This is a genomic window from Chromohalobacter sp. 11-W (assembly GCF_029889905.1).
GTDB lineage: Bacteria > Pseudomonadota > Gammaproteobacteria > Pseudomonadales > Halomonadaceae > Chromohalobacter.
Window position 1 is genome coordinate 246,632 of record NZ_JARANZ010000004.1, and the last position, 12,736, is coordinate 259,367.

Annotated in this window: 10 protein-coding genes; 6 read left to right on the forward strand and 4 right to left on the reverse strand. The window is 63.0% G+C overall.

The window, feature by feature from the left end:
* Positions 1–80 precede the first annotated feature (80 nt).
* The 5 genes from cysM (at position 81) to ppc (ending at position 8,255) form a co-directional block, all read left to right on the forward strand.
* Entirely contained in the window at positions 81–977 is an 897-nt protein-coding gene (gene cysM / locus OP494_RS07790) for a cysteine synthase CysM (RefSeq protein ID WP_280540187.1), read from the forward strand.
* 1 nt (position 978) lies between these two features.
* Complete coding sequence (rlmD, locus tag OP494_RS07795; RefSeq protein WP_280540188.1) at positions 979–2,406, forward strand: 23S rRNA (uracil(1939)-C(5))-methyltransferase RlmD; 1,428 nt, start codon at positions 979–981, stop codon at positions 2,404–2,406.
* Positions 2,390–4,642 (forward strand): GTP diphosphokinase, encoded by a 2,253-nt coding sequence (gene relA / locus OP494_RS07800; RefSeq protein WP_247620014.1) that lies wholly within the window; start codon positions 2,390–2,392, stop codon positions 4,640–4,642. Before rlmD ends, relA begins: the two co-directional genes overlap by 17 nt.
* Complete coding sequence (gene mazG, locus OP494_RS07805; RefSeq protein WP_280540189.1) at positions 4,639–5,481, forward strand: nucleoside triphosphate pyrophosphohydrolase; 843 nt, start codon at positions 4,639–4,641, stop codon at positions 5,479–5,481. The genes relA and mazG overlap by 4 nt, the downstream gene beginning before the upstream one ends.
* Before the next feature lie 122 nt (positions 5,482–5,603).
* Positions 5,604–8,255 (forward strand): phosphoenolpyruvate carboxylase, encoded by a 2,652-nt coding sequence (ppc, locus tag OP494_RS07810; protein WP_280540190.1) that lies wholly within the window; start codon positions 5,604–5,606, stop codon positions 8,253–8,255.
* A gap of 29 nt (positions 8,256–8,284) precedes the next feature.
* Here the strand turns inward: ppc and OP494_RS07815 are convergent, their stop codons facing one another.
* Positions 8,285–9,463: a benzoate/H(+) symporter BenE family transporter gene (locus OP494_RS07815; protein ID WP_280540191.1), complete on the reverse strand. Its 1,179-nt coding sequence runs from the start codon at positions 9,461–9,463 to the stop codon at positions 8,285–8,287.
* Between the two features lie 322 nt (positions 9,464–9,785).
* On the opposite strand from OP494_RS07815, the gene OP494_RS07820 reads away from it, so the two are divergent.
* Positions 9,786–10,343: a helix-turn-helix domain-containing protein gene (locus OP494_RS07820; RefSeq protein ID WP_280540192.1), complete on the forward strand. Its 558-nt coding sequence runs from the start codon at positions 9,786–9,788 to the stop codon at positions 10,341–10,343.
* Here the strand turns inward: OP494_RS07820 and OP494_RS07825 are convergent.
* From OP494_RS07825 to OP494_RS07835, 3 genes are read right to left on the reverse strand one after another with little or no spacing between them, the layout of a single operon-like run.
* Entirely contained in the window at positions 10,321–11,214 is an 894-nt protein-coding gene (locus OP494_RS07825) for an N-acetylmuramoyl-L-alanine amidase (protein WP_280540193.1), read from the reverse strand. The genes OP494_RS07820 and OP494_RS07825 overlap by 23 nt on opposite strands.
* A gap of 24 nt (positions 11,215–11,238) precedes the next feature.
* A complete protein-coding gene (locus OP494_RS07830; protein WP_280540194.1) occupies positions 11,239–11,979 on the reverse strand; it encodes a DUF3307 domain-containing protein in 741 nt (246 codons plus the stop codon).
* Complete coding sequence (locus tag OP494_RS07835) at positions 11,976–12,626, reverse strand: hypothetical protein (protein WP_280540195.1); 651 nt, start codon at positions 12,624–12,626, stop codon at positions 11,976–11,978. Before OP494_RS07835 ends, OP494_RS07830 begins: the two co-directional genes overlap by 4 nt.
* Between the last annotated feature and the right edge of the window lie 110 nt (positions 12,627–12,736).

The window sequence follows — 12,736 nt, forward strand, 5'->3', positions numbered from 1 at the left end:
GGGCCGTCCCGGATATAATTGGACGCATCGAATTACCGACGAATGCGTTTTGATGCGACGCGCATCGCAAAGGATGAATCATGCAATTTCCCACTCTCGCGGATGTGGTCGGCCACACGCCGTTGGTCCGTTTGACCCGCCTGCACGCTGGTCGCAACAACACGTTATTGGCCAAGCTAGAGGGCAACAACCCGGCGGGGTCGGTCAAGGACCGCCCGGCACTATCGATGCTCGGAGAAGCCGAGGCGCGTGGCGAGATCAGCCCCGGCGACACTCTGATCGAGGCGACCTCGGGCAATACCGGCATTGCGCTTGCCATGGCGGCGACGATCAAGGGATACCGCATGACCTTGATCATGCCCGAGAGCGCTTCCAGCGAGCGCAAGCAGGCGATGGCCGCTTATGGCGCGCAGTTGATCGAAGTCAGCAAGGAAGCGGGCATGGAAGGTGCGCGCGACCTGGCTGACGAAATGATCGCGCGGGGCGAGGGTAAGCCGCTCAACCAGTTCGCCAATACCGACAATCCTTTGTCGCACTATCGCACCACCGGGCCGGAGCTCTGGGAGCAGACCGACGGACAAATCACCCATTTCGTCAGCTCGATGGGCACCACCGGCACCATCATGGGCGTCTCGCAGTATCTCAAGGAACGCCGCGACGACATTCAGATCGTCGGCCTGCAACCCGCCGATGGCGCCAGCATCGCTGGCATTCGCCGTTGGCCGCATGAGTACTTGCCGAGCATTTTCGATGCCTCGCGGGTCGACGTCACCCTGGATATTGGCCAGCAGGAAGCCGAGGAGCATATGCGGTTGCTCGCCCGCGAAGAAGGCATCCTGGCGGGTGTCTCCTCCGGCGGCGCGCTGGCGGGGGCGCTGCGGATCGCCGAGCAAGTGGAAAACGCGGTGATCGTGTTCATCGTCTGTGATCGTGGCGACCGTTACCTGTCCACCGGCCTGTTCGCTCCGGAGCGCTGAGATGGCGATGCTGGGCAAACGGCGCCCACCGCGCGCCGCTACAGGCCGCGTGCGTCGTGAAAGTGGGGCGAATACGCCACGTAGTGGCGAGGCGGCAGATACGTTGACCATCGAGCGCTTGGCGCATGATGGTCGGGGCGTGGCACGCGACCCGCATGGCAAGACGGTATTCGTCGATCAGGCGCTCCCCGGTGAGCGTGTGCGCATCGCCGTGCATCGTCAGCGCAAGCGCTTCGACGAGGCGCATGTCGTCGAGTGCCTTGAGCCCTCCCCGCAGCGGGTAACACCGCCTTGCGCGTACTACGGGCGTTGCGGCGGTTGTGACTTGCAGCACCTGGCACTCGAGGAGCAGCGCACCCATAAGCAGCGTACGCTTGAGGAGCTGTTCGCGCGTCAGGGGCTCGAGCTCCCTGAGGTGCAGCGTTTGGCCGGCGAGGGGCTGGGCTATCGGCGTCGCGCGCGCCTGGGCGTCAAATGCGATGCCGAGGGCACGCCGCATCTCGGCTTTCGCGCCCGGGGCAGCGAGCATCTGATCGATATCGACACCTGCATGGTGCTCGAGCCTGTACTCGCGGACTTGATCGCCCCGCTGCGCGAATGCCTGACCACTCTGGAGGCGCCACGACGCGTCGGCCACATCGAATTGCTCGCCACTGCCGAAGGCGCCTGTGTGGTGATACGTCAGTTGCGCGATGTGCCCGGTGACGAAACCCGCTGGCAACGTTTCGCCGCCGAACGCGACATCACGCTGATCTGGCAGGTGGGGCGCGAGTCGCCCACCCGGCGTTGGCTGCATGCGCCGTTTGGCGAGACGCTACACGTCACGCTGGCGCTGGACGACACCACCTTGCAACTAGGGTGCGCGCCGGGCGATTTCCTGCAGATCAACGCCGAGGTCAATGCCCAGTTGGTGCGTACGGCACTACACTGGCTTGCACCACGAGGGCACGAACGGGTGCTCGACCTGTTCGCCGGCGTGGGCAATTTCACCCTGGCGCTATCGCCGCATGTGGCCGCGATCAGTGGCATCGAAGGTAGCCCGGCGATGGTCGAGCGTCTTGCCGACAATGCGCGCCGCGCCGGTTTGCACCATGTCGAGGCACATCAGGCCGATCTGACCACGCGAATGCCCGATGTCGACGATGTCGATTGGGCCGTGCTCGACCCGCCGCGTGGCGGTGCCGAAGCGCTGTGTCGGGGGCTTGCCGAGCATCCGGTGGAAAAGGTGCTGTATGTCTCGTGCGATCCCGCCGCGCTGGCGCGGGATACGGCACATCTTGTGCAAGGTGGCTACCGCATCGAACGTGCCGCGGTGGTCGATATGTTTCCGCACACCGCGCACTTGGAGTCCATGCTGTTGCTGACCCGCGAGTTATCGCGCGGTCGATCCATGTCCGCAGAAAGGGAAGATCATGGTCAAGGTCCGTGAAGACCAACCGCTGACGCCGGCCGGCGAGGTCGATATCGCATTGTGGTTGAAGCGTCTCCAGGATGACGTCGTGCTGCGCGATACCGAGGAGATGCGCCAGGCCTGCGAACTTGCCCGGCATCTGGCCTATAACGCCGAGAAACCGCACCACAACTGGGCCGAACCGGCCTCGAGCTTCCGCACCGGCCTGGAAATGGCCGATATTCTCGGCGAACTCAAGCTCGATCAGTCGATTCTCGAGGCGGCGGTACTGTACCGCGTGGTACGCGAGGGGTTGATCACGCTGGAGGCCATCGAGAAGCGCTTCGGCGCGGAAGTGGCCTCGCTGATCGACGGCGTGTTGCACATGGCGGCGATCAGCCAACTGCAGGCGCCGCGTCAGGGGTTATCGCAGCACAATCAGCAGGAAAACCTGCGCAAGATGCTGGTGGCGATGGTCGACGATGTGCGCGTTGCCTTGATCAAGATCGCCGAGCGTACCTGTGCGCTGCGCATGGTGCGCGACGCGCCGCGCGACAAGCGTCTGCGGGTGGCGCGCGAGGTCTTCGATATCTACGCACCGCTGGCCCACCGTCTGGGTATCGGGCAGCTCAAGTGGGAGCTCGAGGACCTGTCGTTCCGCTATCTGCAAGAGAGCGACTACAAGGCCATCGCCAAGCAGCTGGCCGAGAAACGCCTCGACCGCGACCGCTACATCCATGACGTGGTGGAAACCATCAAGGGATTGCTCGATCAGCAAGGCATCAAGCAATACGATGTCGACGGCCGTGCCAAGCATATCTACTCGATCTGGCGCAAGATGCAGCGCAAGCACATCGACTTCTCACAGGTCTACGACGTGCGCGCGGTGCGCATTCTGGTGCCGGAAGTCGCCGACTGCTACACCGCGCTGGGCATCGTGCATTCGAGCTGGCATCACGTGCCGCATGAATTCGACGATTACATCGCCAATCCCAAGCGCAATGGCTATCAATCGCTGCACACGGCGGTGATCGGCCCCGAGAACAAGGTGCTGGAGATCCAGATCCGTACCTTCTCCATGCACGAGGAGGCCGAGCTCGGTGTCTGTGCCCATTGGCGTTACAAGGGCCACGATGTCGACTCGAAAAGCCGCAGCTACGAGGAGAAGATCGCCTGGTTGCGCCAGGTGCTCGAATGGCAGGAAGAAGTCGGCGAGCTGGGCGACCTGCGCGAGGGCCTGTCCAGCGACGTGGCGCCGGATCGTATCTACGTCTTCACCCCGGATGGCCATGTCATCGACATGCCCAAGATCGCCACGCCCATCGACTTCGCCTACCGCGTGCATACCGAGGTCGGCCATCTGTGTCGGGGCGCCAAGGTCGATGGCCGCATCGTGCCGTTGACGTATCAGCTTGAAACCGGGCAGCAGGTCGAGATTCTCACCGCGACCAAGGGCGGGCCGAGCCGCGACTGGCTCAATCCCAACCTGGGCTTCGTCAAGACCTCGCGGGCGCGGGCCAAGATCCAGGCATGGTTCAAGTACCAGGCGCGCAGTCAGAACATCGAGGAAGGTCGCACCCTGTTCGAGAAGGCGTTTCGGCGCCTGGACATCGAGGGCGTGGATTTCGACGCCCTGGCGCAAGCCGTCAATTACCAGACGGTCGACGACATGTATGCCGCCATCGGCGGCGGTGATCTGCGCATCGGGCAAGTCTTGCACCAGGCGCAGCAACTTTTCGGCGATACCGACGATCAAGAGCAGCTCGACCGCCTGCTGGCCAAGCCGGGGCGCTCGTCCAAAGCGGCGGTGGACGACATTACCGTGCTCGGCGTCGGCAACCTCAAGACCTCGATGGCCAATTGCTGTCACCCGGTACCCGGCGATCAGATCGTCGGCTATATCACCCAGGGGCGTGGCGTCACTATCCACCGTCAGGATTGCCCCAATATTCTGCAGCTACGTGCCGAGGAGCCGCGACGCATCGTCGATGTCGAGTGGGGCAACGCCAGCGCTCAGTACCCGGTGGATATCGAGATCGAAGCCTGGGACCGCTCGGGATTGCTGCGCGATGTCACGCACATTCTCACCAGTGATCGTATCAATGTGCTGTCGGTCAATACGCTGACCGATAAGCACGACAACCTGGCACGTATGAAGATCACCCTGGAAGTCGATGGCCTCGAGGCCTTGGAGCGCATCTTTTCGCGAATTCAGCAGCTCCCCAACGTCATCGACGTCAAGCGGCTGCGCAGTGGAGGAGGCAAGACGGCATGAGCGAGGCATCCGCGCGTTACGGGCTCGACGATCTTTTGACGTTGATGGCGGTGTTGCGGGACAGCGATCAAGGTTGCCCCTGGGACGTCAAGCAGGACTGGGACAGCATCGTCCCGCACACTCTGGAGGAGGCCTACGAGGTGGCCGATGCCATCGAGCGCCGGGCCTTCGACGAGCTGCCCGGCGAGTTGGGCGATTTACTCTTTCAGGTCGTCTACTATAGCCAGTTCGCGCGGGAGGAAGGGCGCTTCGATTTTCACGCTGTCGTCGACGTGCTGACCGCCAAGATGGTGGCGCGCCATCCGCATGTCTTCCCCGAAGGAACGCTTGACTCGCGGCGTCCGGTTGGCGTCTCGGCCGACGAGGTCGAAACGGCGGGCGTCAAGACGCGCTGGGAAGCCCTCAAGGCGCAGGAGCGCGAGACCCGCGAGGCGGTCTCGGTACTCGATGACGTGCCTCGCACGCTGCCGGCGCTGTCGCGTGGTGCCAAGCTTTCCAAGCGCGCCGCGCGGGTCGGCTTCGACTGGCCCGATGCCCAAGGCGTTTACGACAAGATCCGCGAAGAATTGGCAGAGGTAGAAGAAGCTGCGGATCACCAGGACGCAGACCACGTGCGCGAGGAAATCGGCGACCTGCTGTTCGCCGTGACCAACTTGGCCAGGCGCTTCGATGTCGACCCCGAACGCGCGCTACGCGAAGCCAATGGCAAGTTCGAGCGCCGTTTTCGTCATGTGGAGAGTGCGCTGGCGGAGCAGGGCGATTCGCTCGAAGCCTCCTCCCTCGACGAGATGGAGAGCCACTGGCAAGCCGCCAAGCGCGGCGAAACCTCGGTGTCCTGAGAGGGAACATCCGTTGTGGGTGTCGGCGTGCCCGGGTAATGTAGTCAAGACAACAATAGTCAAGACAACAACTTGCCATGTCGGTCACCGCGATGACCGGCACATCCACCACGGAGGGCATCATGAGTCACGACTTGCATGAATCGCTGCGCGACAACGTCCGCATCCTCGGCGATAGCCTAGGGCGCACCATTGCCGATGACCTGGGCGATGGCTTCGTCGATAAGATCGAGACCATTCGCAGCCTGGCCAAGCAAGGGCGTCAGGAAGACAGCGAAGGCCGCCGTGAATTGATCGAATACCTGCGCGCGCTGCCCGAGCAGGACTTGCTGCCGGTGACGCGTGCCTTCAACCAGTTCCTCAACTTCTCCAATATCGCCGAGCAACATTACCGCGCGCGCTTTCGTCGCGTCGAGGACTACAAGCCCGGCACCCAGCCCGATCTCGGCGAACTCTTCGGGCGTATTAGAAGCGCCGGGCACGCGCCGCGCAAGCTGGTCGAAACACTGGCCGCCATGCGCGTGGAACTGGTGCTCACCGCGCATCCCACCGAGGTCATCCGGCGCACTCTCATCCGCAAGTACGACGCCATAGACGAGTGCCTGAGCACCATGGAAGGCGCTACCGAGCGTGAGGAAATCGCCGACCGCGCCCGTGGGCGGCTCGAAGAATTGATCGGCCAGGCCTGGCACACCGATGAGATTCGCCACGAGCGTCCGACGCCGGTGGACGAAGCCAAGTGGGGCTTCGCGGTGATCGAGAACTCGCTGTGGCAGGCGGTGCCCGATTTTCATCGTGAGCTGGATGACCTGTTGCTGGCCTCGGCCGGTGAACGCTTGCCGTTGGATGCCGCGCCCCTGCGCTTCGCTTCGTGGATGGGCGGGGATCGTGACGGCAACCCCAACGTCACCGGGCGGGTCACCGAGGAAGTCTTGCTGCTGGGCCGCTGGATGGCCGCCGATCTCTACGCGCGTGACCTGTTGCGTCTCAAGTCGGAGCTCTCGATGTGGAAGGCCAACGGCGCGTTGCGCGCCGAGGTCGGCAGTGATCCCGAGCCGTATCGCGCCTTGCTCAAGCGCTTGCTGGCACGGGTCGAGGCGACGCGCGATTGGGCCAAGGCGCGTCTCGACGGGCGCCCCTTCGACAGCAATATCCCCATCATCGAAACGCGCGATCAGCTTTATGCGCCGTTGTTGTCCTGCTATCGCTCGTTGTGTGACGTGGGCCTGGATACCATCGCCAATGGCAGCCTGCTGGATACTCTGCGGCGGGTGGCGGTGTTCGGCGTCTCGCTGACCAAGTTGGATATTCGTCAGGAATCCAGTCGTCATGCCCAGGTCTTCGACGAGTTGAGCGATTGCCTGGGCTTGGGCCACTACCGCGACTGGGATGAAGAACAGCGCCAGGCTTTCCTGCTCGAGGAACTGGAATCGCCACGCCCGTTGATTCCTCGGCGCTGGGATTGTTCGGCGGAAACCCGTGAGGTTATCGATACCTTCCGCGTCATCGCGCGCGAGCACCGCGAAGCGCTGGGTACCTACGTCATCTCCATGGCGGGGCAGCCGTCCGACGTGCTGGCGGTGGCGCTTTTGATGAAGGAAGTCGGCGGCGACATGCACCTGCCCATCGCGCCGTTGTTCGAGACGCTCGACGATCTCAATCGCGCTGGCGACGTCATTGCCCGGTTACTGTCATTGCCGGGGTACCGGCGCATGGCCGGCGATGGCCAGGAAGTCATGATCGGCTATTCGGACTCGGCCAAGGACGCCGGTCAGTTGGCCGCCGCCTGGGCTCAGTACCGTGCCCAGGAACAACTGGTCGGCATCTGCCGCGAGCACGGCGTCGCATTGACGCTGTTCCATGGGCGTGGCGGTACCGTGGGGCGTGGCGGCGGTCCGGCGCATGCGGCGATCCTCTCGCAGCCGCCGGGCTCGGTGAACGGTAGCTTGCGCGTCACCGAGCAGGGCGAAATGATCCGTTTCAAGTTCGGTCAGCCGGATATCGCCCTGCGCTCGATGGAGATCTACGCCTGTGCGGTGCTCGAAGCCACGCTGCTGCCACCACCCGACCCCGAACCGGTGTGGCGCGAGGAAATGGACCGGCTGTCCGATATCGCGCATCGCGCCTACGTCGGCGTGGTGCGCGAGGACCCCGACTTCGTCCCCTATTTCCGCTCGGTAACGCCGGAAAGCGCGCTCGGCCGCCTGCCGCTGGGATCGCGCCCGGCGAAGCGTCGCCAAGAAGGCGGCGTGGAGTCGCTGCGCGCGATTCCCTGGATCTTCGCCTGGACCCAAACGCGCCTCATGCTGCCGGCTTGGTTGGGCAGTGGCGAAGCCTTCGCCACGCGTCTTGCCGAACCCGACGGCCGCGAGCGCCTGCGTGACATGCGCGCGCGCTGGCCGTTCTTCGGCACTTATCTGGATATGCTCGAAATGCTGCTGGCCAAGGCCGATCCGGACATCGCCGCGTATTACGAGCGCCGCCTGGTCGACGAACCGGCGCTGCAAGCCCTGGGCAAGTCGCTGCGCAATCGCTTGTCGCATCTGGAAACGGCGCTGCTGGATATCCTCGACCAGGATGAACTGCTCGAGCACACGCCGCTGATTCGCCAGGCCATTGAGGTGCGTAACCCCTATATCGATCCCTTGCATGGCTTGCAGGCGGAGCTTCTACAGCGTAATCGCGACGCCGACGGCGCGATCAGCCCCGAGCTGTCGCGGGCATTGATGGTGACCATGGCGGGCATCGCGGCAGGGCTGCGCAACACTGGGTGAGTGCTGCTTCTGCTTGCGCCGAGCGCTTGTCATGACTGGCGGGCGGGCGTCAGCAGCGCCCGGGTCAGCATGCCGCCGACGAGGCCCCAGAACGCGGCGCCGACACCCAGTAGCATCACCCCCGAGGCGGTGATGAGAAAGGTGACCAGCGCCGCGTCGCGGTGGGCTGCGTCGTGTAGCGCGTTATGCAGGCTACCGCCGATGGTGGTCAATAGCGCCAGCCCTGCGATGGCTAGGACCAAGGGGCCAGGCAGGGCGGCAAACAGCGTGCCGATAGAACCGCCGAAGAGCCCCGCCAGCAAGTAGAACGCCCCCGCGCAAGCGGCGGCCATGTAGCGTCGCTCGGGGTCGGGATGCGCCTCGGGTCCCATGCAGATGGCGGCGGTGATCGCCGCCAGGCAGATCGAGAAACCGCCCAATGGCGCCAATATTAGCGTCGCCAACCCCGTACAGGCGATCAACGGCGATACCGGTGGCGTATAGCCCGCCGCGCGCAAAGTCGCCACGCCCGGCGCGTTCTGGGACGCCATGCTGACCACGAATAGCGGAATACCCACGCCGATCAGTGATGACAGCGTAAAGCGTGGCGCGACCGGTTCGGGCATATCGATGGCCAGCGTGACCTGCGTCGTGTCGATGCCGCCTTGCAGTCCGGCGACGGCCAACCCCGCCAGCAGGACACCCAGTACCGCATAGCGGGGGCAATAGCGCCGCCCCAACAGATACGCGATGCACATGGCACCCACCAGGGTGAGGTTATCCTCGAGGGAAGCGAACGCCTCGAGCCCGAAACGTAGCAGCACCCCGCCCAGCATGGCAGCGGCAAGGGCATGCGGAATGCGTTCCATGAGCCGCGCGAATATCCCCGTTGCTCCACATATCACCATCAGCGCGCCCGAGAACAGGAACACGCCGATGGCCTCGGCGAGCGTATAGTCGCCAAGGCTCGTTGCCAGTAGCGCCGCGCCGGGAGTCGACCAGGCAGTCAGCACCGGCACGCGATAATAAAGCGACAGCCCCAACGAAGTGACGCCCATGCCCAGCCCCAACGTGCTCAGCCAGCCGCCGATCTGCGCAGGGCTGGCGCCGGCGGCCTCGGCCGCCTGAAAGACGATCACCGCTGAACTGGCGTAGCTCACCAGCACGGCTACGAATCCCGCCACGATTGCCGAGACGGAAAAATCGCGTAGGAAAAAAGGCTGACCCATGGTGGCTCCTTGCCCAGGCAGTCGGATGATTTTGGCGTGCTGTGCGTTATAACGCACGATAGCAGCGCCGACGATGACGTACAATTAATCTGCAGTGCATTAACCCGCAGTGCATTAATCCACGGTGTAGGCCTTGTCTGAAAAGTCGACGAGCGATGATCAGGCAAGGCAAAAATCGGCGAAAAGACGGAGTTTACAATGGTAAATGAGTACTTTGATCGGACTCGCGCACGAGCCAATTTTTAACACAGCATGGTCGAGCGCAGACACTTTTCGGACAGTGCCTTGTCATTCCAAGGACGGTTTTTCGGAGGTCAGGGACATGCAGGAACCGACACCGCACATCGCCGCGACACTCAAGACACTGCGCGCCGCGCAAGGTTGGAGCCTGGATCGGGCATCTCGCGCCACGGGCGTCAGCAAGGCGATGCTGGGGCAGATCGAACGTGGTGAGTCGAGTCCCACCGTGGCGACGTTATGGAAAATCTCGGGGGGGTTCCGAGTGTCGTTCTCGCTTTTCTTCGAACAGGCTTCGGTCGAGGGCGGCCCCCCGAACAACGCCGCCACGGCGGTATTGGAAGACGCTGCCGCCGGCATGACGGTGACCCCGCTCTTCGCTTTCGATCCGGCTCTGCGCTTCGAGATGTTCTTGATCGAGCTGGCACCGGGCGCGTGTAGCGAGTCATCGCCCCACGAGCGTGGCGTGGTCGAGCACGTCGTGGTACTAGAAGGCGTACTGGATTTGGGTCTCGATGGGACGTGGTATGCCTTCGGCGCTGGTGAGGCACGCCGTTTTGCCGCCGACCGCGAGCATGGCTATCGCAATCCTGGCGATCATGCGGTGAGCTTTCACGACATCATTCATTACCCGCAGGTTTAGCCTCGGGCCGGTATTTCTCCAGCAACGCCCAGAGAATGGCGGCGCTGTGCGCATCCGGATAGCCGTCATGGCGCATGGGGCGAAAGTGCATCTGAAACGCGCGCAAGGTATCGCGTGTGAGCGCGTCGAAGCGGCCGGTGACATCCACGGGATAACCGTACGCCGCCAGCGCGCGCTGCCACTGGGTCAGCGAGGGCGGCGACGTCATGAAACGCCTCTGGTAGGCCATCACGCGCTCTGTCTCCGGCCAGGCGCCGATGCCGGCCCGATACAGGCGATACCAGGGAAAGCGTGGGCCGGGATCGATCTTGCGTCGCGGTGCGATATCCGCGTGTCCCACGACATCCACCGGGTCGATGTCGTGGCGTTCGATTATATCCCGCGCCAGGGCAATGAGCGTGTCGATCTGTGCCGCGGGGTAGGGCGTCCAGGTACGTCCACGGGGCGTGTCGCGTGGCCCTCGGTTGACGATCTCGATGCCAATGGAGGTGTCATTGAGGTTCGAACGCGACCCCCAGGCGCTAGCCCCGGCATGCCAGGCGCGTCGCGATTCATCGACTAGTTGATAAAGTCTCGGCGTCGCTTCGCGCGTCACCAAATAGTGTGAGCTTACGCGCGGTCCCGTCAGGGTGCGGAGCGAACGCCGGGCATCGCTGTCGGTGTAGTGCAGCACCAAGTGGCGTACGCGGCTGCTCTGTGCACTGGACTGATAAGAATGATCGACTCGGTAGCCGTCTCGCGACTCGGTTATCGCTGTTCCGCCGCACGCCGTCAGCGCGAATAGGCAAATGACAATGAGGCAGGCCAGCGGAAGGCAAGGCGCGGGTAGCCGCCAGCGCGCTGGGTGCGAATGAAAGCATGGCGTTGGCATGGCGGCGTCTCCGGCGTTGACGTATTACAGTGCGGCATACCAGTGGGCGATCAATATGCCCAGGGTGAGCGTCAATGAGAAGCTCAGCATGGTGCCCAGCAAAACGTACTCGGTGAGCTTGCGGTCGCGATCCTCACGCAAATCGCCGAAACGCAATACCGATTTAGCGGCCAGTAAGAAGCCAATGGGCACGAGTTGATCGGCCAGCACGAAGGTTAGCACTAGAAACCGCTCGAGCATGCCGATCCGCGCGCCCGCATCGGCGAGCGTACCGCTGTTGTCCACGCCATGGCTCCAACGCCGCATGATCAGGGCGATGAGAATCGAGAACGGCCGCATGACGATCAAATACGCCAAGGCCACCAGCAGGGTTCGAGGGTGCAATAGCCATGCGACGGCGTGGCCGAGCCAAGCGCCGTCACCGACCAACCATGCCCAGATGATAACGAGCACGCTGACATGTAGGGCTTGGTCGACGACGAAGTAACGCACGTGCTCGGCTGGGGCGTGGCTCTTGAAGGCGTCGATGACGAGATGCGTGACGGCGATGAAAGCCGCCCCCAGCAAAGCGGTGGCAAAGGATTGAGAACTTATCAATACCAGCCAGGCCAATGCGCCATGCACGCCAGCATGCAAGTAAAGGGCTCGGGAACGCTGGCGACGCGCGTTCTTGTCGCGAACCCAGGCCGCGCTCTGAAGCAGAAAGTCGCCGGCCAGGTGCGCGATCAGCAAAAGCAGCAGTGTGGTCAAGGGAGAACCGATCATCGTGGCGCCTCCATGATGGCGGCGATGCGCTGACCGACATGCGCGAGATACTCCTCGATCAGTGGCCAGCGTGCGGCATGCAAGCGTTGATGAATCGTCGACTGCGCGCGCCCGAGGCGTTCTGCCAAGGCTTTCTGCGTTTCGGCATGCTGCAGTTGCCAGTACGTTACTTCGGCGGCGTTATGGGTCCAACCCTGGATGGTGGCATCGGCGAAACGCGTCAACAGGGCCAAGGTGTCATCAGGCGCGGGCAATGACAGCGCAAAGCGCGTATCGCCCTCGCTCAAGGCATCCAGAGCCTGGCCGGAGCGCACGTAGACCTCGCCATTGGCCGAGGCGAAACGTCCCGTTTCGGGTAAATGTCCCGGGCCGATGGCCACTGCGATGCGGGCGTCCCAGGTCTCGCGCCGAGAAGGGGAGTGCCGTATCAACGCGGCACGGGTCAGCACGGCAGCCGTCATGGCCTGCGCGGGCGAGCGCAAGGCGACTTGGAAGCCATCGCCACGGTAGCGATCCACGTATGCCCCGTATTGCAATTCTAAGAGTCCAAGTGCGCTTTCTAGCGCTTGATCGAGGCGCGTGTGATCATCGATACGGCGTGACCCGACGATGTCGCCGGTCAATACGCTGAGTGGGATTTCATTCATGTCGTTTTATCGCCTTTTAATACGATATATGGCAATAATAGTATAATAAATCTATAAGTCTAACCGATCGCAAAATAAATCGATTATTGAGCTGATCTAAAGCGATATCC